Raw genomic sequence first — 23,610 nt, forward strand, 5'->3', positions numbered from 1 at the left:
GATGCGGCGTTCCTGCCGGGGAGGTCGGCTCGCCACCGGGCGTAAGGGCCACCGTCCAGCGACCCGTCCAGCGACCCTGCCCGGCGACCCGCCCCGCGGCCCCGCCCCGCGGCCCCGTCCAGCGGCCCCGTCCAGCGGCCCCGCCCGGCGACCCTGCCCGGCGACCCGCCCCGCGGCCCCGTCCAGCGGCCCAGCCCGCACCCGTTTCGCCACCTCTCGGCAGTGTTGTGCTGCTTGTGGAGCTCGGGATCGCGGGTGACCGTCGGCCGCCGCAGGGAAGTGTGCTTCCTGCGGCGGCCACTTTCCGGAAGGCCATGCCCCTGAAGGCTGAGGCCCCTGAAGGCCGAGGTCGACGGCGACGGCCGGTCGGGGCGTGGAGTCGTTCGATGGCGTCCGGGTGGGGTCGAGGTGTTCGGTCAGGGCGTCGCGGGTCAGCCTGCCGGGCCGGAAGTCGGGGGTCAGATTCGCTTGGCATCGTTCATGTGCGGCATGCTACTGTCCTTATATCATTCAACTTATGAACGATTTTAGGTGAGAACAGTGATTGACCACCGCACCGTGCAGATCGTCTTCGCCGACCTGCAGGACAGCATCGTGGCCCTGAGCGGTACGAACAGTCCCGAGGCCATCAGGCGGTCGGCCGGGGTGCTCGGCACGGTCGCGCAGGCGCTGGAAATCCCCTTCACCGTGTCGGTCGCCCCCAGACCCGGTGGGCCCGGCGTCATCGCCGAACTTCCCGACTCGTCCCCCTTCGTGCGCGGGGGACCATGCTGCTGGGACGACCGGGCATGGCGCGAAGTGATCGCCGCCGAGGACCGCAAAACGCTGGCCGTATGCGGCGTGACCTCGGAGATCGTCGTCCTGCACACCGCGCTCGACGCCCTGGCCGACGGCTATGACGTGATCGTGCTGGTTGACGCGAGCGGTGGCATGTCGGAGCGCACCGAGAACGCGGCCTTCCGCCAGATCGAAGCGGCGGGTGGCACGGTGACGTCGGTGGCGAGCTTCGTCACCAGCATGGTGCGCGACTTCACCACCCCCGTCGGCCGCGACGTCATCACCGCGCTGCACGGCCTGCGGGGCTAGCGATCATCGCCGCGGCCCCGCCCTCAGACCCGTCTCCCGTCCAGAACTCCGGAAGAAGTTCCATGAAACTCGCGCCCCATCTGCACCGCCTCGGCAACGACCTCGTGGCCTGCTACCTCGTCGACACCGCCGAAGGCATCACGCTCATCGACGCCGGACTGCCCGGCCACTGGCGGGATCTGCAGCGTGAACTCCGCTCCCTCGGCAAGTCCGTCGAAGACATCCGCGGACTCGTCCTGACCCATGGCGACTCCGACCACATCGGCTTCGCCGAACGTCTGCGAAGCGAGCACGGAGTGCCGGTGTTCGTGCATGCCGCCGACGCCGTCCGGGCCCGTACCGGAGAGAAGCCCAAGGTCCCGGTCGGGCCTGTGCGTCTCGCTCCGGCGTTCGGCTTCCTCGGGTACTCCGTCCGCAAGAACGGCCTGCGCACCCGCTATGTCGGCGAGCTCACCGAGATCGGCGACGGCGCCGTCCTGGACCTGCCCGGAAGCCCGGTGATCGTGGGCATGCCGGGACACTCGCCGGGAAGCGTGGCGGTGCACGTCCCGCTCGCGGACGCCGTCTTCGTCGGGGACGCCCTGACCACCCGGCACGTCCTCACCGGACGCGAAGGCCCCCAGCCGGCGCCCTTCACCGACAATCCCGACGAAGCTCTCGGCTCTCTCGACCGGATCGCCCGGCTGCCGGCGTCCTGGGTGCTCCCCGGCCACGGCGCCCCCTGGCGCACGTCACCGGCCCGAGTGGGGGAGGAGGTCCGGGCGGCGTCGGCCGGCACCCGCGGATGAGCCCGGCGCCCACGTCCCTCGAGACCGGCGGCGGTACCGGCCGAGACGGTGACCGATGCCGTGTGGCTCGGCGAGCGGGCGGTGAACGCGGGCGGGTCGCGTTCAGACAGTCTCGTCGGTGATCGCGACGGCGTCTACTTCGAACAGCGTGTTGGGCAGGGCGAGGAGTATCTGAGTGGGTGGCAGGTTTCCCCGGATGTTTGAGAAGGGTTTCCAGCTTGTCCTCCGGCGGCGGTATCGGTCGAGAGGGTGATCGATGCCGTGTGGCTCGGCGGGCGGGCGGTGAACGCTGGTGGATCGCGTTCAGGCGGCCTTGTCGGTGATCGCGATGGCGTCTACTTCGAACAGCATGTTGGGCAGGGCGAGCGGGGCCACGCCGAAGAGCGTCTGAGTGGGTGGCAGGTTCCCCAGATGTCTGAGAAGGATCTCCAGTTTGTCCTGATCGTGGTTGACGATGTAGGTGCGGAGCTGCACGACGTGGCCGCGGCCGGCTCACTGCCCTGGTTCGCGGACGTCTGCCTGACCTGATCGGAGATGACGTGGTCATCGCGGTCGGAGGCGTACTGTCCGGCGACGAAGACGGCCTCTCCGCAGGTGCGGGCGATGTGGCTGCAGCCGTGTCCGACCGGGTTGCGCAGAGTCTCGGGGTCATGAGGGTGTGTGACCCCTTTCCGACGTCAGAGCGCAACCCGTCGTGCTACTTCGCGATCGCCTCGCGGACGGACGGCACGATCTCCTGGGCCCAGCGGGCCAGCGTGGTGAGGTCGGTGGCGCCGTGGCCGGAGGAGAAGAGGATGAAGCCAGAGGCGTCGTGCTCCAGCACCGCTTCGGTCAGCTCCTCGACCCACTGCCCGACCGAGCCGCCGATCCAGCGCCCGTCGTGGTCGCGGGTGGCGGTCAGCGGACGGTCGGTGATGCGGCCAGGGAAGTTGTAGATCGTACGGATGTCGCGCGGGTCGCGGCCCACCGCGGCCGCCGCCTCGTCGATGACGGGCCGCGAGGTGCGATACCGCTCGCTGCGCCAGTCGGCGGCGTGGCCGGGGATCCAGCCGTCGGCCACCCTGCCCGTGGCGGCCAGGGATTTGGGCCCGTTCGACCCGGTCCACACCGGGGGCGCGGCCACGGGGGCGGGCTCGATCTGGCGCACCCGGTAGTGGTGTCCCTCGTGGGTGACCGGCGCACCGCCGCCCGACAGCTTCCGGATCAGGACGATCGCATCCTCGAAGGCGTCCACGGCGTCGCCGGGGGTCTGCCGGGGCACGCCCATGTCGGTGATGCGGTCCCACAGGCCGCCCGCGCCCATGCCGAGCACGACGCGGCCGTTCGACAGCGCCGACAACGACGTCACCGTCCTGGCCAGCATGGGGGCGGGCCTGGTCGGCAGGTTGGTGACATTGGCCAGACCGGCGATGTGCCGCGTACCGCCCAGAAGGAAACCGATCGTGGCGTAGGCGTCAAGCCGCTCGCCGAGGTAGGGATGGTCGGACAGCGAGAAGAGATCAAGCCCGTCCCGGTCGGCCTGCTGGACCATGCGCAGCAGCTCGGGCAGGTCCTCGAAACCGGAATGCGCGCCAAAACCGAACACCACGTCAGATGCGGACACAGTATTGCCTTTCATGTAAGGAGGGGTCACCAGGCGTACGCTTCTGGTGCGGGTTTGGGGCCGTTGGGGCCGGGTGGTGGGAACAACTCGTCCAGTCTGGCCAGGGTGCTTCCGTCGAGGGTGATCGCGGCAGCGCGGAGCGAGCCGTCGAGCTGCCCGGCCGTACGGGGCCCGATGATCGGCGCGGTCACGCCGTCCTGGGCGAGCAGCCAGGCCAGCCCGACGTTCGCCGGCTCCTCGCCGAGGTCGGCGCAGAGCCGCTCGTACGCCTCGATCGTCTCCTGGTGCCGGGCGAGGACGGCGGCCGACCGGCCCGTGGCTCCGCGGGAGGCGCCGCCCTGCTCCCGCTTGCGCAGGACACCGCCGAGGACGCCGCCGTTCAGCGGCGACCACGGGATCAGGCCCAGCCCGTAGTGCCGCGCCGCGGGCAGCACCTCCAGCTCCGCCCAGCGGTTCATCAGGTTGTAGATGGACTGCTCGGCGACCAGCCCCAGCGCGTGTCGCGCCCGTGCCGCCTCCTGGGCCTGCGCCAGGTGCCAGCCGGCGAAGTTGGACGAGCCGAAGTAGAGCACCTTGCCCTGTTGCCGCAGGACGCCGAAGGCCTCCCAGATCTCCTCCCACGGCGTGTTCCTGTCGATGTGGTGCATCTGGTACAGGTCGATGTGGTCGGTGCCCAGCCGCCTGAGCGAGGCGTCGCACGCGCGTCTGATGTGCAGCGCGGACAGGCGGCTCTCGTTGGGCCACCGCCCGGTCGGGAGATAGAGCTTGGTGGCCAGGACGGTCCTGTCGCGCCTGCCGTCCCCTTGGGCGAACCAGCGGCCGATGATCTGCTCGGTGCGGCCGTCGGCATAGACGTCGGCGGTGTCGAAGAAGTTGACGCCGTGCTCGTGTGCGCGATCCATGATCGCGTGGCTGTCTGGTTCGGACGTCTCCGTCCCGAAGTTCATCGTGCCCAGGGCCAGCCGGGACACCGACAGGCCGCTTCGGCCGAGCTGGACGTGATTCATCTCGGACCACCTGTGGCCGGACCTTTTGCGCATCGCGGCCTCGGAGGCTGACGCCTGGTGGACGCCAGGCCCACGGCTGTACGACTCGTCATCATGACTCCAACAGAATTCAGTTCGCCTTCCGAACTATAATCGTTCGTAACACGAACTGCAACCGGCCTCGGTCGCCCCTTCGGCGGGTGTGGCGTCGAGTACCAGGTTGTCGGTGCCGCATGGCATGCTGCCTGACATGGCGGGAACCGATCCAGCACTTGTCACCCTGGTCCTCGGCGACGAGGAGCTGCTTGCCGAGCGGGCGGTGGGTGTTGTCGTCGCGGCGGCGCGGGCCGGCGATCCGGGGGCCGAGGTGCATGATCTCGTCGGCGGAAAGGTGGCCACCGGCGAGCTGACCCAGCTGACCTCGCCCTCGCTCTTCGGCGATCGTTCGGTGGTCGTCATCCGCTCGGCGCAGGACCTGCCGAAGGACGTCATCACCGAGGTGGTGTCCTACGCGAAGCAGCCGTCGGACGACACGGTTCTCGTGCTGGCGCACCCGGGTGGGGTGAAGGGGAAGGCGCTGGTCGACGGGGTGAAGAAGGCCGGGGCCAAGGTGGTGACGATCAACAAGGTCACCAAGGCCGGCGAGCGGCTGGAGTTCATCAAGGCGGAGATCAAGCGGGCCGGGCGGAACATCGCGGGGGATGCGGCCCAGGCGTTGCTCGACGCGGTGGGCAACGATCTGCGCGAGCTGGCGGCGGCGTGCAGCCAGCTCGCGTTCGACACCGAGGACAAGACGATCGGCGCGGCGGCGGTGGCGCGCTATCACAAGGGGCGGGCCGAGGTCACCGGCTTCAACGTGGCCGACTCGGCGATCGAGGGGCGCCTGGCCGAGGCCCTGGAGCAGCTGCGCTGGGCTCTGGGCACCGGTGTGGCCCCTGTGCTGCTGGTGAGTGCGCTGGCCGGTGGGCTGAGGTCGCTGGCCAAGGTGGGGAGTGCGCCTCGCAACCTGCGCGGGGGGCAGCTGGCCGCCCATGTGGGGATGCCGCCCTGGAAGGTCGACCGGGTCAAGCGTCAGCTGAACGGCTGGGGGCCGGAGGGGCTGTCCCGGGCGATCCAGGCGGTGGCCACCGCGGACGAGCAGGTCAAGGGCGGCGGGGCGGACGCGGCGTACGCCCTGGAGCATGCCGTGCAGGTGATCGTCGCCAGCCGTACGGGCCGGTAGCGAACACCCGCGCGGCACCTGGGAGGCCAGGTCCTGTGGCGCCCCGGTGATGCTTCTCAGGGGTGGCGTAGGGGGCGGAAGAACGTGGTGATGTCGGTCGCCAGCTGGGCCGGTTCTTCCAGGGGCATGAAGTGGCCGCCTCGGGCAGGGGTGTTCCAGTGGCGCAGGTCGGTCAGGGCGCGTTCGGCGAAGCTGCGGGGAAGGTTCGCCACGGAGGGTTCGTGGCTGAGGGTGACGGCGGACGGCACGGTGATGGGCGGTCGCGGCGGGTTGCGCGGCCAGTCGTAGTACGACTTGAACGAGGTGCCGATCGAGCCGGTGGCCCAGTAGAGGGTCAGCATGGTGAGCAGGGTGTCGCGGTCGAACCGGGATTCCAGGTCACCGTGGCAGTCGCTCCAGTCGCGCAGCTTGTCCACGATCCACGCGGCCAGGCCGGCCGGTGAGTCGAGCAGGGCGGCGGCGATCGTGTCGGGACGGGTGAGCATGATCTCGCTGTAGCCGCCGTCGCGCTGGTCGTAGGCCGCCTCGGCGTCCAGGAAGGCCTGTTCGTCCGGCGTCAGCGGCGGGACGTCCAGGGACGCGGGGGCGGGCGGGTGGATGAGATGGATCCCGGTCACCTGCTCCGGATAGAGGGCGCCGAGCCAGCCGACGGCCGCGCCGCCGATGTCGCCGCCGAAGGCCCCGTAGCGTTCGTGGCCCAGGACCTCGGTCATGAGCAGATGCAGCATGCGGGCCATCGCGGCTCGGGTGAGGGGCTCGTCCGGCAGGTCGGAGTAGAGGAAGCCGGGCATCGACGGGATCACGACGTCGAAGGAGTCGTCGGGGTCGCCGCCGTACCGGGCGGGGTCGGCCAGGCGTGCCGCCAGGGGAAGCATCTCCAGGAAGCTGCTCGGCCAGCCGTGGCAGAGCAGGACGGGCAGCGGGGCGCGGCCGGTGCCGGGGACCCGGATGAAGTGGAGGTCTCGCCCCTGGACGGGGGCCTTGTAGTGGTCCAGCTCGTTCAGGCGGGCTTCCTGGGCGCGGAAGTCGAACCCGTCGGCCCAGTACGTCACGAGTTCCCGCAGGTAGGCCGGGTCGGTTCCGCCCTCCCAGGGGCGGTGGTCCAGCGAGCGGGCGAACCTGGCGTTGCGGAGACGGGTGCGCAGGTCGTCGAGGACGTCGTCGGGAACCTCTATGCGGAACGGCGTCACGGCCATGTGGTCTCCGAGGTCGGAAGTGTCATCCCAGCATGGGTATCACCGGACGCTCGCCGGTCTCAATGCAATTGATTGGGGTTCGTCTCCACGTAGAGCATCAGCTGTTTGAGCAGGTTGTCCAGGGTGTCCTGGTCGTCGGGGGAGAGGGTGTTCACCATGGCCGTCTCCAGCACGGCCAGGACGGCCATGGCGTCCGTCCAGAGGTCGTGACCCTTGGGCGTGAGCTCGACGTCCACGCGACGGCGGTCTTCGGTGCTGCGGACGCGGCGTACCAGACCTGCCTTCTCCAGCGTGTCGAGGCGGCCGGTCATGCCGGCGGGGGAGAGCAGCAGCTCGGCGGCCAGCTCGGTGGGGGTGGCGGTGCCGTTGTGAGCGGCGAGCCGGTGGAGCGTCTGGAACTCGAAGTCCTGGACGCCGGTCTGGGCCAGCGCGGCCGCCTTGGCGTGGCCGAGGTGTTTCACCAGCGCCTGCATGCGGGTCACGATGCCCTCCACCCGCTCGTCGAAGGGCGCCTTGCCGCGCCAGCGGGCCAGATGACGATCGACGGAGTCCTCCACGACACAGGATCATACGCCAACAAGTAATTTGTTGACGAAACATTCGCTGACGAAATACCTTCTTGGGCATGTCGTTTTCGTTGTTCGCCGGGCCCAGGAACCGGCTGCTGGCCGGACGCTGCATGTCCGCGCTGGCCACGGCCATGATCCCGACCACGCTGACCCTGGCCGTGCTGCGCGCCACGGGGTCGGGGGAGGCGCTGGGGCTGGTGCTGGCCTGCGAGATGGTGCCGTTGTTGTTGCTGCTGCCGGTCGGTGGCGTGCTGGCCGACCGCGTCAGGCCCGGACGGGTCGTGCTGCTCGCCGACCTCACGCGATGCCTGGCGCAGGGGCTCATGGCGGTCGAGCTGCTGGCCGGGGTGAATCGGGTTCCCGACCTCGCCGTGTTGTCGGCGGTCTCGGGGGCGGCGATCGCGTTCGGGAGTCCTGCCGTGCCGCGGCTGGTGGTGGCGGTCGTGCCGGGGCCGGACAGGTTGCGGGTGAACGCCCGGATCGGGGTGGTGACCAGCCTGTCGGCGGTCCTGGGGCCGGCGCTCGCGGGGACGCTCACGCTGGCCGCCGGGCCCGGGTGGGCCGCGGGGGTCACGGCGATGTTGTTCGCGTGCTCGGCGCTGACTCTCGGCGGGGTCGTCGGCGGGGTCGTCGGTGGGGTCGGCGGTGCGGATGGCGGGTCCGTGGGCGGGGCGGAGGTCGTGGGGGAGCGGAAGGCGGTCTCCGGCGGGGAGGCCGGGCGGCGGCGGTGGGGGGTCGGGTTCGGGCGGGAGCTGGCCGAGGGGTTCGGGGAGGTCAAGGGACGGCCGTGGTTCCTGGCCTGTGTGCTGGCGCACGGCGTGTGGCACTTCATGGCCGGGTTGTTCCTCACCCTGGGCCCGGTGGCGGCCGTGCAGCGGTTGGGGGGCGAGGCCGGTTGGATGATCATCGTGCAGAGCGGCACGGTCGGGCTGCTGGCGGGGGTGCTGGTCGCGCCGCGCTTGCCGGTGCGCAGGCCGCTGGTGGTCGTTCAGGTGGGGGCCGCGCTCTATCTGCTGCCGATGGTGGCGTTGCCGGTGGCGGTGGGGTTCGGGCTGTCGGCCGTGGTGGTCGCGGTGGCGTACTTCGTGGCCATGGTGGGGCTCGGGGTGCTCAGCCCGTTGTGGGAGACGGTGGTGGCCGAGGAGATCCCGGAGGGGGCGTTGGGGCGGGTGCGGTCGTTCGACCAGCTCATCTCGTTCGCGGCGCGGCCGGTGGGGCTGGCGGTCGCCGCGCCGCTGGCGGCCGTGACCGGGATGGGGGTGCTGATGGTCACCGGAGGGGTGGTGGTCGCCGTCGCCAACTTCGCCGCCGTGGCGCGCTCGCCCAGGCCCGCGCCCCCGCCGCCCGCCGCTGACCGGGATCAGGTGGCGGCCCGGCGCCGCGACTGAGCGACCGGGCGGACCACCGGCGCGGATGGGGGAGGGGAGGGTCAGGTGAGGGCGGGTTCGCGGACGATGCCGTCGCTGATCTCCAGCACCCGGTCCGCCAGCGTGATCAGGCTGGGGTCGTGTGTGGCGACCAGCGCCGTCACCCCCTCGCTGCGCACCAGCGCCCGCAACAGCTCCATGATCTGCCGCCCGGTCTGCGAGTCGAGCTGTCCCGTCGGCTCGTCGGCCACCAGCAGCCTGGGCCGGTTGGCCAGAGACCGGGCGATCGCCACCCGCTGCCGCTGCCCGCCCGACAGCTCGTACGGCCGCTGGTTCATGTGCTGCCCCAGCCCCACCAGCGCCAGCAGCAGCCGGACCCGCTCCTCCCGCTCGGCGGACGGCACGCGGGCCAGCCGCATCGGGACCCCCACGTTCTCGGCCGCCGACAGCACCGGGATCAGGCCGAACGACTGGAAGACGAAGCCGACCACGTCCCGGCGCAGCTCCAGCAGGGCGTCCTCGGACATGGACGTGACCTCGCGCCCGTCCACGACGACCCGCCCGGCGTCGGGGCGGTCCAGGCCGCCGATCTGGTTGAGCAGCGTGGTCTTGCCCGACCCCGAGCGTCCGCGGACCGCCACCAGCTCGCCGGGGAACACCTCGAAGGACACCTCGCGCAGCGCGACGACCTCCTTGGGCCCGCTCCGGTACACCTTGCGGACCCCCTCCACCACGACCAGGGGCTCATTGCTCATGGGAGGGCTCCTCTCGGGCGGGCCAGACGCCGATGTGGTCGGATTCGAGTTCGAGGCGCACCCGGCGTTCCATGTCCAGGGCGTTCATGAAGTCGCGGGGGAGCTGCAGGCGGCCCACGCGGTCCAGCACGGCGTACTCCTCGGCGACGATCTGCCCCTCGGCGCCCTCGCGCCGCAGCGTCTCGCTGCTGGTACGTCCGTCGCGGATGCCCACGGTGCGGTCCACCTGCTCCGACACCAGCGGGTCGTGGGTCACGATGACCACGGTCACGCCGAGCTCCCGGTTCGCCTTGCGCAGGGAGTCGAAGACCTGCTCGGACGTCTCGCTGTCGAGCTCGCCGGTGGGCTCGTCGGCCAGGATGAGCTGCGGCTCGTTGGCCAGGGCGACGGCGATGGCGACCCGCTGCTGCTCGCCGCCCGACATCTCGGGCGTGCGGCGGTCGGCGCAGTAGCCGACGCCGAGGAGCTCCAGCAGCTCGCCGGCGCGGGCGCGGCGCGCCCGGCCGCCGCCGGCCAGCTTCATGGGCAGCTCGACGTTCTCCCTGGCGGTCAGGTACGGCAGCAGGTTGCGCGCGGTCTGCTGCCAGATGAAGCCCACCACGGAACGCCGGTAGCGCAGCCGGTCCTTGGCCGTCATCGCCAGCAGGTCGGTGCCCGCGACCCTGGCCACCCCGGCGGTCGGCACGTCGAGCCCCGACAGCACGTTGAGCAGCGTGGACTTGCCCGACCCGGACGCGCCGACGATGGCCACCAGCTCGCCCTTGTCGATCACCAGGTCGAGGCCCTGCAGGGCGACGACCTCGACGCCCTCGGTCTTGTAGATGCGCACCAGGTTGTCGCAGACGATGTGCGCGTCGGCGCCGAACGCGGTCTTCTCCCGCGTGGCCTTGGCTTCCAGCTCTGACAGGGTCGGGTTCATGTGAGGTCCCCCACTCGAAGGACGGCGCCGAGGCTGCGACGGCGGCTGATGGCGGTGTGCGTGTACGCGCCGAGCACGGCCACGACGGCCAGCCCGGCCGCCAGCGCGGTCGGCGTGAACAGGTCTAGGGAGTAGTCGCCGACGGGCAGGTCGCCGGCGTAGGAGGACAGGTCGACGCCCGGCCCGAGCGCCGTGGGCAGCCCGAGGCCGAGCAGCAGGCCGGCCAGGGCGGTCAGCAGGATCATCGGCATGATCTCCAGGACGGTGAGCCGCTGCGCCTGCCGGTCCGACAGCCCCAGCGTGCGCAGGAACGACAGCGCCCTGGCCCGGTCGGCCGCGCCGATCACCAGCGAGAGGATGACGGCGACCAGCGCGTACGCGGCCAGCGCCACCGTGACCACGACCAGCGTGGTCCGCACGGTGCTGGTCAGCGGGTCGTCCTGGATGGCGGCCAGGGACAGCGCCTGGGACTCCACGGTGCTGAGCGGGACCAGCGGGCGCAGCTCGTCGAGCGCGGGGTTGCCGCGGATGAGCAGGGTGTTCACGGCGGGCCGCACGAGCGAGTCCATCGGAAGGATCATGAACTTGCCCTGGTTGTAGAAGCCGGGCACGGAGGTGATCACACCGCCCTCGGGGACCTTGAGCCGCGACTGCCAGCCGATCTCGTACGTCCCCCGCCCCTTCAGGTCGGGCGAGACGAAGGCGCCGCTCCCGGTGGGCACGCCGATCGGCGCTCCCGCCAGCAGCCCCCGCCACTCGGGCAGGTTCACGGCGATGGCCTCGGCGCGCTCGGCGCCGTACCCGACCTGGACCCGGCCGGTCTGCGCGAGTACGACCTGCTCGACGCCGGCGACTTTGCGCACCCGCTCGATCGCGTCGGCCGGGATCTCGACCCTGGACGTGATCTTGACCGGCGCGCCCACCTGCTGCCAGGACGCCAGCCGCTGCGTGCTCACCAGCCCGTCGGAGATCACCGCGGCGAACACCGACACGCCGAGCGCGGGCAGCAGGATCAGCACCGGCAGCACGGACGCGGAGCGCGCCCTCGCCGCCCTGGTCAACCCCAGGAACGGCACGGCCCCGGGCCGTCGCGCGGCCAGCCGGACGAGCAGCCGCAGCGGGTACGGGTAGCAGCGCAGGATGATCACCGCCGCGGCGAGCGTCAGCGCGATCGGCACCACCAGCAGGAACGGGTCGAACCCGGCCGAGGCCGCCAGCCCGCGGGTGCGCAGCAGGTACGCCCCGGCCAGCGCGAGCACCACCACCAGCACCTCCAGCGTGAGCCGGCGGGCGGACGGACGGGCGGTGCTGACGTCCGCACGCTGCTCGTGCAGCGGCACGCGGTGCGTGACCGCCAGCCCCGCGGCGGTGTACCCGACGGCGGCCAGCATCACCAGCAGCGGCCCGACGTGCACGATCGGCAGCACGGGCCCGGGGACGAACCAGGACAGCCCGTACCCGGCGAGCCCGGCGGGCACGACGGCGAGCGCGGTCAGCGCCGCGCCGGTGCCCGCCACCTGCCCCAGCGACCCGCCACGCGCCCGCGTCAGCGCCAGCGTGTGGTCGAGCCGGCCGGAGAGCAGCTGCACGGCCAGCACGATCACGCCGACCGCGACCAGCAGCAGCCCGCCGAGCATCAGGTACATCACGGTCTGCGCGGTGGACTGGGCGGCCAGGAAGTCCGTCAGCAGCTTGGACAGCGCGGTCAGCACCCGGTACGGGCTGTACGAGCCCGACGCCTGCAACCCGATCACCCGCTCGAACTCGCTGACGGCCGCCTGGAGGTCGGTCGTGGCCAGCGCGTCGGCCTTGTCCGGGGCGATGGGGAGCACCCAGTTGTAGGACAGGTTGCGCCCGTCGCCGCTGAGCGCGGTCAGCCCGTCGTCGGACATGATCGTCGTGATGTGCTTCTCGAACTCCATCTTGCCCGGCGGCAACATCCTGGTGACGGTCAGGATGTCGCTGTTGTGGCTCCAGTAACGGTCGTCGGCCTTCTTGGCCCTGAACGCGCCGACCAGCTTCACCGCCACGTAGTGGCTCTCGCCGAGCACCTTGACCTGGCCGATCTTCAGGTCCATCGCGGTCAGCGCGGACTCGACCAGGCCCACCTCGATGAGCGGGATCGTCTCGCCCTCGAAGCGCATGGTCGAGGGCTTGCCCGGCGCCTGCCCCTGCACCCAGTCCACCCGCCGGTCGGCGTCGGACAGCCAGCCGAGGTTCATGAACATGGTGCCGCCCGAGCCGTTGATCGGGGTGACCACGGTCTTGGCGCTCATGTGGCTGTCGCCCGTGCCGGCGGGCACCACCAGCGACCGCAGCGCCGGGGGCACGAGCTGGCGCCAGCGCCGGTCCCTGGACTCGAACTGGTCGCGCTCGTGCAGGTCCTCTTCCTTCGACATCGACGCGACCGTCACGGTCAGGTCGGCCTGCTCGGCGGGCGCGGTCCTGAGCGCCTCGCGCAGCGCCTGGTCGAACGACGACTGCATCGCCCTGGGCAGCCCCGCGACGAGCAGGCAGGCGCTCAGCGTCAGCACGAAGAGCACGGCCACCGCGCCCAGGTGCGTGCGGGCCAGCAGCGGGATCCTCACTGTTCCTCCCGAATGCCGAGACCCTGCCTGCGCAGGTTGCGCGCCAGTCCGGCGACGATGGCGAGCAGCACGGCGGCCACCCCGGCGAGCATGGCGCCCGTGGCGCCCCACGGGATGTCGAGCACCACGCCGGGGGTGACCGCCGACGCCTGCCCGGTCAGCACGATGTGCGGCACCACGAGCATGCCCACGACCACGGCGAGCCCGGTCCCGGCCGCCAGTGACAGCGCGATCACGAACGTCTGCTCGATCGCCAGCATCCCGAACATCTGCCGGGAGTTCACGCCGAGCGCCCGCAGGATCGCGAACTCGTTCATCCGCTCGCGGGCCGCGACCGCCGCGTTGACCAGGAAGCCGAGCGCCGCGAACACCAGCGCCGCGAGGAAGCCCAGCATCAGCGCGCCCTGGAGGCCGCTGGCCAGCGGGTCGTCCTGCATCTTGGCGGCCAGGGCGCGCTGGTCGATCGCGGTGACGTCCCATGCGGGACGGCTGGTGAGCGCGGCCGCCGCCCGGCCGTCCGGGGTGGCGAGCCACCACTCGGTGGCGGGCCTGGGCAGTTGTCCCGCCGCCAGATCCTGCGCCTGCATCGTCCCCCAGTCGGCCAGTACGGCGTGTTGCCCGGCGGTCGTCGTCGGCATCGTCTCCACGACGGCCACGACCTTGACGTCCATCACCCTGCGGTCGATGCTGGCCCGTCCCACCTGGCCGACGCCCAGCTTGAGCGACTCCGCCAGGCCGGCGGTGAGCACCACGGGCAGCGGTCCCCGGACGGGCGGCGCCCCGAAGGCGGCCGTCGCGGGCTGCCGTCCGGTCGCCTTCACCGACACGGCGGGCGCGGTCACCGGCCGCCCGTCGGCGCTGATCCCGGTCACCGTCAGGCTGCCGCTGCCGGAGCGCGGCGCGCTCGCCACCAGCCCGCGCAGCGACAGCGGGTACGTGATCCTCCCGCTCCGCCCCGCCAGCGCCGCGAGGTCCACGTCGACGGTGTTCTCGCCCGCCTTCAGCACGCCCAGCGACACGTCGCGCCACACCCCGAGCGCGTCGGACAGGACCAGCCGCACCGGCAGGTCGTCGTCGGCCGTGGCGCGCAGGGTGAGCGCGGCCGGCTGTCCCGGCAGGTCCAGCTTGCCGGCCTGCGGGCCGGTCAGCGCCCGGGAGATCTCGGCGATGGGCCGGTCGGCCAGGTCGGGGCGGAGCTGGAACAGTGTGCCGAGCTTGGCCGCGTCGATCCCGACGAGGATGGCGTTCTCGCTGCTGACCTCGGTCTGGCCGCGGAAGACGGGCGAGGCGGCGGTCACGCCGGGCAGGGCGGTGAACGCCGTGCCGCGGCCCAGCGGGCCGAGCTCCGGGGCGTCCGGCGGGCCGGACAGGCGCAGGTCGGCCCCGGCCTGGTGGCGGGCCTGGTCGAGCTGGGAGGCGCGCCAGGTGGCGGCGGTGGCCATGGACACGATGCCGATGGCGATGGCCATGGTGAGCAGCAGCGCGGGGCCGGCGTACTTGAGCGGGCGCCTGCTGACCTGCCACGCGCCGAGCGCCGGGGCGAGGGACGGGCGCCTGGAGGTGATCCGCTCGGCCACCGCGGAGATGCGCGGGACCAGCCGCAGGCCGAGCATGCCGCCGGTGAGCAGGGCCAGCGCGGGACCGGAGATGATCAGCGGGTCGATGCCGAGCCCGCCGCCCGCGGTCGTGGTGACCGGCGCGCCATAGTGCTGGAGCTGCCAGATCGCGAGGCCGGCCACGACCAGCAGCGCGACGTCGGCGCCCGCGCGCTCGATCAGCCCGCGCCCGCCGCCGCGCCCGCGCGCCGACTGCTCCTCCACGTACGTGCGCCGCGCGCCCGCCAGCGCGGGCAGCACCAGCAGCACCGCCGAGGCCAGGGCCACGGCCACCGACACCAGGAACGTGCCCAGGCCGACCGAGGGGTCGAGCCGCACGCCGGACGCCCTGATCCAGGGAATCCGGCTCACCAGCCCGAGCAGCGGCGGCCCGAGCAGCGGCGCGACGACCGCGCACGGGACCGCGACCAGCATCGCCTCGCCCCCGGCCAGCGCGGCCAGCCGCATCGTGCCCGCGCCGCGCGAGCGCAGCAGCGCCACCTCCATGCGCCGGTGGTCGGCCAGCAGCCGCGCGGTGAGCATCAGCGCGTACGCCGCCAGCAGCAGCAGCTGCAGAACCGGGATCAGCATGGTCGAACGGGCCACCAGCGAGGCGGTGTCGAGCTGGGTGAGCATCTCGGGCAGGCGGCTGGTGGTCACGCATCTCGGGCAGTCGCCGGCCTTCAGGTGCGTGCCCACCTCGCCGACCGCCACGGCCAGCGGGCGCAGCTGGGCCGGCGTCAGCGAGCGCAGGTCGGGCTCGGCGGTCCAGGTGGCGTTCACGTTGGTGGCGAAGCGGGCGATGAACGTCTCGCGCGAGACCATCAGCGGCCCGTACGTGGTGAAGTCGCCGCGTTCGACGCCTCTGCTGAGCAGCTGCTCGCCGGTCCAGCGCTCGCCGAAGGGGTCGTCCAGCTGGAACACGCCGGTGATGCGCACCTGGACGGGCTCCGGCGACAACCGTCCCACGGTGGTCAGCTCCTGGCCGACCTTGAACCCGGCCGCCGAGGCCGCCGACAGCGAGACCGCCGCCTCCACCCGGCCGTCGGCGGGCTTGGGCCAGGCGCCGGAGACGAGCTTGGCGTGCTGGTCGAGGCCGTCGTAGCTGCCGAACCTGAGCAGCTCGGGCCGCTCCTGCTTCTCCTGGCCGGGCATGGCGTAGGAGTCGGAGCGGAAGCTCGTGGTGAGCGCCGGCGCCTTGGTGTAGGCCCTGGCCAGCTCGGCGCGTACCGCGCGGTCGTAGACGGGGAACGTCTTGTCGGTGACCGGCGCGCTGATCGTCGCGGACGTCTGGCGCAGGGACGCGGTCTCCATCGTCCTGCGCACACCGGCGTCGGCGATCGAGGAGGCGTACATGGTGAGCGCCACCAGCGTGGTGGTGGCCAGCAGGATCGAGCCGAACGCGGCCAGGAGGAGCAACGGCTCGCTGAACGCCCGTTTGACGACCAACGGCCCCCGCATGTGTCCCCCTTCGTCCGTTTAGTGAACCCTCACGGAGAGGGCGGACGAGAGGCAAGGTGATCTTGTTAAGGGATGCTCAGCCGATACCCGGCGGCGATGCCGATGTGATATCGAAACTGTGACAAGAAGCGCACAAAACCAAGAACGCCGCACCCCATGAAGGAGTGCGGCGCCAGCGCTCACCCGGCTGCCGCCGGGTGGCCAGAGCTTACTTGGCGGCCAGAGCGGCGGCCTGCTTGGCGATCGCCGACTTGCGGTTGGCGGCCTGGTTCTTGTGGATGACGCCCTTGCTGACGGCCTTGTCGAGCTGGCGGGCGGCGACGCGCTGCAGCGCCGCGGCCTGCTCGACGTCGCCCTGCTCGGCGGCCTCGCGGAACTTGCGGACGGCCGTCTTCAGAGAGGACTTGACCGCCTTGTTGCGCAGACGCGCCTTCTCGTTCTGCTTGTTGCGCTTGATCTGGGACTTGATGTTCGCCACGAAGAAGCCTCGGTGAAAGTCTAAGGATGGATGGGGCGCGCGGGCTCGATGAGAGGGCGCGCCACACGCAAGTGAACAGGGTACCAATAACCCAGGTGGCTGCTCAAATCAACGCCCCGGGTGTTCTCAGTTTAGGCCAGCCAGCGGGTCATGTACTCCTTCCAGTCCTCTTCGGTGGCGGCGAAATCGACGTACAGGGCCAGGCCGAAGCGTTCGCGGCGGCCGTGGTCGGACAGCGCCAGCCGGGCGCCCTCGGCGGCCATCGCCACGCTCTCGGCGGCGTCCAGCCAGGGCAGGCCGTGGTCGTGGTAGGCGGGGGCGCCGACGAACAGGGACTTGCCGTCCGGGACGAGGTCGAGGGCGAGCGCGGCCTGTCTGGCCACGTAGCCGCCGTAGAGGGACTGCGCGGGGGCGCCCGAGTCGTACGTCATGATCGCGACCTGGTCCACCCGGTTCACGACCTCCTGGAAGTAGCCCTGCGACCAGTACTTGTCGTGGCCCAGGACGAGCCTGCCCGCCGGGCGCATGAGGGGATAGGGCTCGATCTGCGGGGTCGAGGTGGACAGCAGCCTCGTGTACGTCCTCGTCCGGTCCAGCAGGTCGAGGAACTCGTCGTCGCCGTCGCCGATCGGCTCGAAGTTGTAGTGGATGCCGTCGTAGCCCGCCTTCATGACGGCGGCCACGCCGGCCAGGACGTTCGCGCGGGACCGGGCGTCGTCGAGGTCGAGGCCGTTCTTGACGGACTGGCCCAGCCAGGCGGAGACGCGGACGCCGGGCAGGTGCCGATGCATCCATGTCACGAAATCTGCGGCCTTGGGGTGCTTGGCGGGGTCAAGGCGGCCGTCCCACTCGAACGGGCCGGAATGGACGTACACGTCCTTGATGCCGGTGGTGCGAAGACGTACGGCCAATTGCTCCACATCCCGCTCCGTACGGCGACCGTCGACCCAGGCGTGGCCGAGCCAGAGGGCGTCGTTGCCGGTGCTCTTCGCCCAGGCCGCCGGGGCACCGGTAAACTGGAGACGGAGCGCGACGGCGAGCAGGCCGGCCAGCGCCACCACGACGGCCACGGCCAGCGCGACCAGGCGCAGGCCGCGGCGGACGACGGTCCGGATCATCATCTGGGCATGTCACCATGAAAGACGCTTGACCTCAACCCTGTCGAAACGGACTTCGGTGCGCACTCAGCCTGGCCAGACCGACCCCGCGTTGATCCGCAACTTCTGCATCATCGCGCACATCGACCACGGCAAGTCGACCCTTGCCGACCGGATGCTGCAGATCACCGGCGTGGTCGACGAACGCTCCATGCGCGCCCAGTACCTCGACCGGATGGACATCGAGCGCGAGCGCGGCATCACGATCAAGTCGCAGGCCGTGCGGCTGCCCTGGGACGGCCACGTCCTCAACATGATCGACACCCCCGGGCACGTCGACTTCACCTACGAGGTGTCCCGGTCGCTGCAGGCGTGCGAGGGCGCGATCCTGCTGGTCGACGCCGCGCAGGGCATCGAGGCGCAGACCCTGGCCAACCTCTACCTGGCCATGAACGCCGACCTGCACATCATCCCGGTGCTCAACAAGATCGACCTGCCCGCGGCCCAGCCGGAGAAGTTCGCCGAGGAGCTGGCCGGCCTGATCGGCTGCGACCCCTCCGACGTGCTCAAGGTGTCGGGCAAGACCGGCGTGGGCGTGCGCGAGCTGCTCGACCACGTGGTGGCGACCGTCCCGGCGCCCGTGGGCCAGGCCGACGCCGCCGCGCGGGCGCTCATCTTCGACTCCGTCTACGACACCTACCGCGGCGTCGTGACGTACGTCAGGGTCATCGACGGCCATCTGAGCAAGCGCGAGCGCATCCTCATGATGTCCACCAACGCCACCCACGAGACGCTGGAGATCGGCGTCATCTCGCCCGAGCCCAAGCCCGCCGAGCGCGGCCTCGGCGTCGGCGAGGTGGGCTACCTGATCACCGGCGTGAAGGACGTGCGCCAGTCGCGCGTGGGTGACACCGTCACCTCCTCGGTCAAGCCCGCCAAGGAGATGCTGGCCGGCTACGAGCACCCCAAGCCGATGGTGTTCTCCGGGCTCTACCCGATCGACGGCGACGAGTACCCCGAGCTGCGCGAGGCGCTCGACAAGCTGCAGCTCAACGACGCCGCGCTGATCTACGAGCCGGAGACCTCGGCGGCGCTCGGCTTCGGCTTCCGCGTCGGCTTCCTCGGCCTGCTGCACATGGAGATCGTGCGTGAGCGCCTGGAGCGCGAGTTCGGCCTGTCGCTGATCTCCACCGCGCCCAACGTGGTCTACCGCGTGGTCATGGAGGACGGCAAGGAGCTCACGGTCACCAACCCGTCCGAGTTCCCGACGGGCGGCAAGATCGCGCAGGTCTTCGAGCCGGTCACCAAGTCCACGATCCTGGCGCCGGCCGAGTTCATCGGCGCGATCATGGAGATCTGCCAGGGGCGGCGCGGCCAGCTCCTCGGCATGGACTACCTGTCCGAGGACCGCGTCGAGATCCGCTACACGCTGCCGCTCGGCGAGATCATCTTCGACTTCTTCGACCAGCTCAAGTCGCGCACCCGCGGCTACGCCTCGCTCGACTACGAGCCCGCCGGCGAGCAGGAGGCCGAGCTGGTCAAGGTCGACATCCTGCTGCAGGGCGAGGCCGTCGACGCCTTCAGCGCCATCGTCCACAAGGACAAGGCCTACTCCTACGGCGTCGACATGGCCAAGAAGCTGCGCGAGCTGATCCCGCGGCAGCAGTTCGAGGTGCCGATCCAGGCCGCCATCGGCGCCCGGGTCATCGCCCGCGAGAACATCCGGGCCATCCGCAAGGACGTCCTGGCCAAGTGCTACGGCGGTGACATCTCCCGTAAGCGCAAGCTGCTGGAGAAGCAGAAGGAAGGCAAGAAGCGGATGAAGATGGTCGGCCGCGTCGAGGTGCCCCAGGAGGCCTTCGTCGCCGCGCTGTCCACCGACTCCAGCGCCGCCGACAAGACCAAGAAGTAGCCGCTACAGACCCAGCACGGCGGGCGTTCGCGCGAGCGCCCGCCAGTGCCGGCCCGGGTCGGGGAGCAGGCGGCGGGCCCGCAGGTCCATCAGCCCGCCGACGCCGGTCAGCTCGGCGGCCAGCTCGCCGTCCGCGCCCCTGAACTCCTGCCTGATCCTGAACGTCTTGCCCTCGCCCCACTCGAACGCGCAGGTCACCTCCACCTCGTCGCCGGCGCGCAGCTCGCGGTGGAAGCGGATGGTGTTCTCCAGCGTCACCGGGCCGACGCCGGCCTCCCGCAGGTCGTCGATCGAGATGCCGGCCGCGCGCAGGCACTCCCAGCGGGCGTGGTCGCCGTACTGGTGGTAGACCACGTTGTTGAGGTGGCCCTGGGTGTCGAGCTCGTAGCCGCGTACGGCGATGCGTACCGAGAAGGTCATGATCGTTCCTCCAGCCAGGAGTGCGATTTGGCGGTGAGGTAGCGCAGGCCGTCGTCGCCGAGCTCCACCCAGTCGCCGCGGGCCCAGCCGCCGGTGGTCTGGGGGGCGAAGCCGTGCCGCTGGAACAGCGCCGACGCCTCCTTCTGGGTGAGGCCGCGGCGGCCCCACTCGGCGATGACCCGGGCCGTGCGCTCGGCCTCGCCCAGCTCCTCCTCGCCGAGCGCGGCGGCCAGCTCCTCCAGGCCGCGCGCCATCAGGCGCAGCGAGGCCTGCACGCGGGCGATGTCCATCGGCGCTCCTCAATCGCTGTTCGATTGCTACCGATAGCTTAGCGATGGAAGCGGCTACCCTGAAAGGGTGGAAGTGGTGCGTACGGAACGAATGGTCCTCTCCCGGATCCGCCCGGAGGACCTCGAAGCCGTGCACGAGATCCACTCCGACCCGCGGACGAACGTCTACAGCTCCGCCGGGCCCACTGTCGACCTGGAGGCCAGCCGGGCCATGCTCGACCTGTGGCTGGCCGACTGGGCCGAACGGGGGATCGGCTACTGGGCCGCCCGGCTGACCGAGGGGTCGCAGGTGCTGGGCATCGGCGGCCTGCGGCACGCGGCCCTGGACGGCGAGGACGTGCTCCACCTGTACTACCGTTTCCGCCCCACGGCCTGGGGCCACGGGTACGCGGTCGAGCTCGCCAGGGCGGCCCTGCGCGTCGGGCGCGACCTGGGCACCGTGGTGGCCGTGATCGGGGACGACAACGAGCCATCCCGCCGGGTGGCGGAGAAGGCGGGCCTGCGCAGGGAGCGCACGATCCCGTACGGCGGCGTGCCGAGCGACCTCTACGTCGCGTGACCCCTCAGAGACGGGAACGCCGCCCCGGACGGGGCATCACCAGGACGCCCGCCAGCGCCACCAGGCCCGCCACCGCCTGGGCCGCCAGGAACGCGCCCGGCGCGGCAGGCCCGCTGGCCAGCGCGACCACGGCGGGCAGGCAGCCGAGCAGCGCCAGGTCGGCGCCCGTGGCCGCCCACAACACCGGGCCGGTCGGAACCGCGCCGCCGGGGGTGTCGATGACCGGCATCGAATGGTCGACCGGCCCCCTCCTGGCCATCCGCAGCGCACCGGCCGCGAGCGCGGGCCCGGTGAGCAGCCCGAACAACCACGTACCGGACGGCAGGCCGCCCACCGCCACGACACCGGCCAGGGCCAGGGCCGCCCACACGCCGCCCAGCAGGCCGGGCAGCAGCGCCCGCGCCGCCAGCGCCGGACGCCGGCCCACGCCGGTCAGCCGGGCCAGGGCGGGGTTGTCGGCGTCCCGGCGCGCGCCGGACGTGCCGGACGCCGCCACCGCCAGCGCCCCGCCGAGCACGACCAGCCCGAGAGCCGCCGGAGCGGCGCCCGCCTGGGCGAACACGGCGGGCAACGCCGCGCTCGCGGCCGTGGCCGCCAGCCGCCAGGGCCGGCGGCCGAGCCGCACCCAGTCCTGCCAGGCCAGCGCGAGCGGCGCGGGCAGCCCCGGCCACGGCCGTGAGGCGAGCTTCCTGGCCCGCCAATGGTTGTCCTCGGCGATCCAGCTCAGCGCGCCGGGATCGAGGGTGACGGCGGCGCTGGTGACGTGCCCGGCGCGGGTGGAGGCGGTCAGCAGCAGGCGGGTGGGGATGGCGGCCAGCGAGCCCCACGCCCGGCGGGCCAGGACGGCGGCGAGCGCGGCCATGGCCGACGCCGTGGCGGTGAGCGCGGGCAGGGGGGCGCTCGCGGCGGCCGCGAGCGCCGTACGGGCCTGGCCGCTGACGGCGACCACGGCCAGCACCAGGAGCGCGACCAGCACGCCGGTCAGCCAGAGGTTCCAGGCCGGGGAGGACTGGGCGAGCATCGCCAGCGCCATGCCCGCCACGCTCGCCGCCGTCGCCAGCGCCAGCGCGGCCAGCAGCCGCCACACCAGCGCGCCGGGCGCGCCGAGCGCGGCCAGCAGCCCGAGCCCGAGCAGCAGCCCCGCCACCAGCGCGACGAACATGAGCACCCGCCCGGTACGCCCGAGCAGCCGCCGCCGGTCCAGCGGCGAGGTCAGCAACCAGGACGCCTCGGCCGCGGGCACCATCACCGGCCCGGCCACCCGAGCCAGCGCCAGGCAGCCCGCGAACCCCAGCAGCACCAGGGCGACGCCCGCGCCCATCCGCCCCGGCTCGACCGTCCCGCCCAGGCCGGACACCACCGACGACAGCGGCTGCCCGACGACGGCGAGCAGCATGCACAGGCCGAACAGGCTGACGTAACGATCGACCAGCCCGGCGGGGGCCCGCCCGCGCGCCCGGACGAACGCCCGCACCGACCGCACGCTCACCTCGCCCGCGCTCACCGCCCGGCCGCCTTCCCGGCCAGGCCGGTCTCCTGAACGACGGCGTCGTGGCCGCTCATGCGGGCACCCCCGCGGGGGAGACCCGGCGGGCGGCGCCCGCGAGGGTCTGGTCGTGGGTGGCCATCACCACGGTGCCGCCCTCGTCGGCGTACTCCTCCAGGAGTTCGCCGAGCCGGACGCGGAAGGCCGCGTCGAGGCCGCGTTCGGGCTCGTCGAGCAGCAGCAGCGTGCTCGGCCTGAGCAGCGTGGCGGCCAGGCAGAGGCGCTGGCGCTGGCCGGTGGACAGGTTGAGCGGCGGCGCGTCGGCCCGTTCGGTCAGCGCGAACTCCGCCAGCGCCGAATCCACCGTCATGCGCGCCTCGGCGTACACGGCTCCCATGAGCTCCAGGTGCTCGCGTGCCGTGAGCCCCGGGTACCAGGCGGGCTCGTCGCCGAGCAGCGCCACCGCGCGCCAGAAGGGCGCGTCGTCGGCGGGCTCGGCGCCGAACACGCGGACCCCTCCGGAGGTGGCGGGCTGGAGGCCGGCCAGGCAGCGCAGCAACGTGGACTTGCCCGAGCCGTTGGGCCCGACGACCGCCACGACCTCACCCGGCTCGACGGCCAGGTCGAGCCCCCGGAGCACCGGATTGCCCCCGAGCTCGACGGACAGGTCCGTGACTTCGATGATCAAACCGCTCACCGTTCGAGCGTAGCCACCCCGCCGGCCGTCCGCGTGACCGGCCTGCGGGGCCTTTCCGCGGCCTCGCCGAGGGCGGGAGAGCCGATTCTGTCGGTGCCGGTCGCTACCTTTGCTGTTCCCGAACACCAGTGCTACTGGAGGGTGACGTGATTGCTTCTGAGCGATTCGAGCGTGCCGCTGTGCTGGGGGTGGCCGTGGCGGAGGAGACCCGGCGGCTGCTGCGGCTTCACCTGAGACCCGCCGAGGTGGGCGGCGACGGCAGGGTGGTGGTCGACGTGCCCTATCCCGACGCGGCGGTGGTGGCGGCGCTGCTCGACGTCGCGGCCGAGTGCTTCGGCGAACGCGGCGGCTCGGTCGAGGAGACCAGGCAGGCGGCCCTGGAGACCCTGTTACAACTGGCCGGGTTCGACGCCGACTCCCAGCTCGCCCGGGTGGCGCCGGAGCCGGGCGACAGGCGCGGGTGACGGCTCGGCGAACAGGCCGAATGGGCACATATTCGTTCTTCAGCGTCGATGGGCTGAGAAAAGCGGAAAAAT

Annotated in this window: 23 protein-coding genes; 9 read left to right on the top strand and 14 right to left on the bottom strand. The window is 71.9% G+C overall.

Annotated elements, in window-relative coordinates; genetic code table 11:
* Positions 1 to 531: 531 nt before the first annotated feature.
* The 4 genes from ABZ459_RS45585 (at position 532) to ABZ459_RS45600 (ending at position 2,402) form a co-directional block, all read left to right on the top strand.
* The gene (locus ABZ459_RS45585) at positions 532 to 1,086 is read left to right on the top strand and encodes an isochorismatase family protein (protein WP_357985232.1); all 555 of its coding nucleotides are present in this window, start codon (positions 532 to 534) and stop codon (positions 1,084 to 1,086) included.
* A 62-nt stretch (positions 1,087 to 1,148) separates the two neighbouring features.
* Positions 1,149 to 1,874, top strand: coding sequence for an MBL fold metallo-hydrolase (locus ABZ459_RS45590; RefSeq protein ID WP_357985235.1), 726 nt, complete (start codon positions 1,149 to 1,151; stop codon positions 1,872 to 1,874).
* Positions 1,875 to 1,922: 48 nt separating this feature from the next.
* Positions 1,923 to 2,078 (top strand): hypothetical protein, encoded by a 156-nt coding sequence (locus tag ABZ459_RS45595; protein ID WP_357985238.1) that lies wholly within the window; start codon positions 1,923 to 1,925, stop codon positions 2,076 to 2,078.
* 45 nt (positions 2,079 to 2,123) lie between these two features.
* Positions 2,124 to 2,402: a hypothetical protein gene (locus ABZ459_RS45600; protein ID WP_357985241.1), complete on the top strand. Its 279-nt coding sequence runs from the start codon at positions 2,124 to 2,126 to the stop codon at positions 2,400 to 2,402.
* A 169-nt stretch (positions 2,403 to 2,571) separates the two neighbouring features.
* Here the strand turns inward: ABZ459_RS45600 and ABZ459_RS45605 are convergent, their stop codons facing one another.
* The gene (locus ABZ459_RS45605) at positions 2,572 to 3,477 is read right to left on the bottom strand and encodes an LLM class flavin-dependent oxidoreductase (RefSeq protein ID WP_357985244.1); all 906 of its coding nucleotides are present in this window, start codon (positions 3,475 to 3,477) and stop codon (positions 2,572 to 2,574) included.
* Between the two features lie 26 nt (positions 3,478 to 3,503).
* Positions 3,504 to 4,484: an aldo/keto reductase gene (locus ABZ459_RS45610; protein ID WP_357985247.1), complete on the bottom strand. Its 981-nt coding sequence runs from the start codon at positions 4,482 to 4,484 to the stop codon at positions 3,504 to 3,506.
* Between the two features lie 229 nt (positions 4,485 to 4,713).
* On the opposite strand from ABZ459_RS45610, the gene holA reads away from it, so the two are divergent.
* Positions 4,714 to 5,685 carry a DNA polymerase III subunit delta gene (gene holA / locus ABZ459_RS45615; protein ID WP_357985250.1) on the top strand — a complete coding sequence of 324 codons (972 nt, stop codon included), beginning with the start codon at positions 4,714 to 4,716 and terminating at the stop codon, positions 5,683 to 5,685.
* Positions 5,686 to 5,741: 56 nt separating this feature from the next.
* Here holA and ABZ459_RS45620 read toward each other — a convergent pair whose 3' ends face one another.
* Positions 5,742 to 6,881 carry an epoxide hydrolase family protein gene (locus tag ABZ459_RS45620; RefSeq protein ID WP_357985253.1) on the bottom strand — a complete coding sequence of 380 codons (1,140 nt, stop codon included), beginning with the start codon at positions 6,879 to 6,881 and terminating at the stop codon, positions 5,742 to 5,744.
* 59 nt (positions 6,882 to 6,940) lie between these two features.
* Positions 6,941 to 7,438 (bottom strand): MarR family transcriptional regulator, encoded by a 498-nt coding sequence (locus tag ABZ459_RS45625; protein ID WP_357985256.1) that lies wholly within the window; start codon positions 7,436 to 7,438, stop codon positions 6,941 to 6,943.
* A gap of 68 nt (positions 7,439 to 7,506) precedes the next feature.
* Here ABZ459_RS45625 and ABZ459_RS45630 point away from each other — a divergent pair, with 68 nt between their 5' ends.
* Positions 7,507 to 8,838 carry an MFS transporter gene (locus ABZ459_RS45630; RefSeq protein ID WP_357985259.1) on the top strand — a complete coding sequence of 444 codons (1,332 nt, stop codon included), beginning with the start codon at positions 7,507 to 7,509 and terminating at the stop codon, positions 8,836 to 8,838.
* 41 nt (positions 8,839 to 8,879) lie between these two features.
* Here ABZ459_RS45630 and ABZ459_RS45635 read toward each other — a convergent pair whose 3' ends face one another.
* From ABZ459_RS45635 to ABZ459_RS45660, 6 genes are all read right to left on the bottom strand, one after another.
* Positions 8,880 to 9,572, bottom strand: coding sequence for an ABC transporter ATP-binding protein (locus tag ABZ459_RS45635; RefSeq protein ID WP_357985262.1), 693 nt, complete (start codon positions 9,570 to 9,572; stop codon positions 8,880 to 8,882).
* Positions 9,562 to 10,491 (bottom strand): ABC transporter ATP-binding protein, encoded by a 930-nt coding sequence (locus ABZ459_RS45640; RefSeq protein WP_352352447.1) that lies wholly within the window; start codon positions 10,489 to 10,491, stop codon positions 9,562 to 9,564. Before ABZ459_RS45640 ends, ABZ459_RS45635 begins: the two co-directional genes overlap by 11 nt.
* Positions 10,488 to 13,079, bottom strand: coding sequence for an FtsX-like permease family protein (locus tag ABZ459_RS45645; RefSeq protein ID WP_357985265.1), 2,592 nt, complete (start codon positions 13,077 to 13,079; stop codon positions 10,488 to 10,490). Before ABZ459_RS45645 ends, ABZ459_RS45640 begins: the two co-directional genes overlap by 4 nt.
* Complete coding sequence (locus tag ABZ459_RS45650; RefSeq protein ID WP_357985268.1) at positions 13,076 to 16,135, bottom strand: ABC transporter permease; 3,060 nt, start codon at positions 16,133 to 16,135, stop codon at positions 13,076 to 13,078. Before ABZ459_RS45650 ends, ABZ459_RS45645 begins: the two co-directional genes overlap by 4 nt.
* Before the next feature lie 208 nt (positions 16,136 to 16,343).
* Complete coding sequence (rpsT, locus tag ABZ459_RS45655; protein WP_106235424.1) at positions 16,344 to 16,613, bottom strand: 30S ribosomal protein S20; 270 nt, start codon at positions 16,611 to 16,613, stop codon at positions 16,344 to 16,346.
* A gap of 131 nt (positions 16,614 to 16,744) precedes the next feature.
* Positions 16,745 to 17,734 (bottom strand): hypothetical protein, encoded by a 990-nt coding sequence (locus ABZ459_RS45660; protein WP_357985271.1) that lies wholly within the window; start codon positions 17,732 to 17,734, stop codon positions 16,745 to 16,747.
* Between the two features lie 55 nt (positions 17,735 to 17,789).
* Between ABZ459_RS45660 and lepA the strand changes: the two genes are divergently transcribed.
* A complete protein-coding gene (lepA, locus tag ABZ459_RS45665) occupies positions 17,790 to 19,622 on the top strand; it encodes a translation elongation factor 4 (RefSeq protein WP_357985274.1) in 1,833 nt (610 codons plus the stop codon).
* A gap of 3 nt (positions 19,623 to 19,625) precedes the next feature.
* Here lepA and ABZ459_RS45670 read toward each other — a convergent pair whose 3' ends face one another.
* Together ABZ459_RS45670 and ABZ459_RS45675 are read right to left on the bottom strand one after the other, a co-directional pair.
* Positions 19,626 to 20,042 carry an acyl-CoA thioesterase gene (locus ABZ459_RS45670; protein WP_357985276.1) on the bottom strand — a complete coding sequence of 139 codons (417 nt, stop codon included), beginning with the start codon at positions 20,040 to 20,042 and terminating at the stop codon, positions 19,626 to 19,628.
* A complete protein-coding gene (locus ABZ459_RS45675) occupies positions 20,039 to 20,332 on the bottom strand; it encodes a hypothetical protein (RefSeq protein ID WP_357985279.1) in 294 nt (97 codons plus the stop codon). The genes ABZ459_RS45670 and ABZ459_RS45675 overlap by 4 nt, the downstream gene beginning before the upstream one ends.
* Before the next feature lie 76 nt (positions 20,333 to 20,408).
* On the opposite strand from ABZ459_RS45675, the gene ABZ459_RS45680 reads away from it, so the two are divergent.
* Positions 20,409 to 20,891 (top strand): GNAT family N-acetyltransferase, encoded by a 483-nt coding sequence (locus ABZ459_RS45680; protein ID WP_357985282.1) that lies wholly within the window; start codon positions 20,409 to 20,411, stop codon positions 20,889 to 20,891.
* Positions 20,892 to 20,895: 4 nt separating this feature from the next.
* Here the strand turns inward: ABZ459_RS45680 and ABZ459_RS45685 are convergent, their stop codons facing one another.
* Together ABZ459_RS45685 and ccmA are read right to left on the bottom strand one after the other, a co-directional pair.
* Positions 20,896 to 22,395: a DUF6297 family protein gene (locus ABZ459_RS45685; RefSeq protein WP_357985285.1), complete on the bottom strand. Its 1,500-nt coding sequence runs from the start codon at positions 22,393 to 22,395 to the stop codon at positions 20,896 to 20,898.
* 55 nt (positions 22,396 to 22,450) lie between these two features.
* On the bottom strand, positions 22,451 to 23,074 hold the full coding sequence (gene ccmA / locus ABZ459_RS45690) for a heme ABC exporter ATP-binding protein CcmA (RefSeq protein WP_357985288.1): 624 nt from the start codon (positions 23,072 to 23,074) through the stop codon (positions 22,451 to 22,453).
* Between the two features lie 146 nt (positions 23,075 to 23,220).
* On the opposite strand from ccmA, the gene ABZ459_RS45695 reads away from it, so the two are divergent.
* On the top strand, positions 23,221 to 23,538 hold the full coding sequence (locus tag ABZ459_RS45695) for a hypothetical protein (protein WP_357985292.1): 318 nt from the start codon (positions 23,221 to 23,223) through the stop codon (positions 23,536 to 23,538).
* The last annotated feature ends 72 nt before the right edge of the window (positions 23,539 to 23,610 follow it).

It is taken from the genome of Nonomuraea sp. NPDC005692, from assembly GCF_040631115.1.
Lineage (GTDB): Bacteria > Actinomycetota > Actinomycetes > Streptosporangiales > Streptosporangiaceae > Nonomuraea.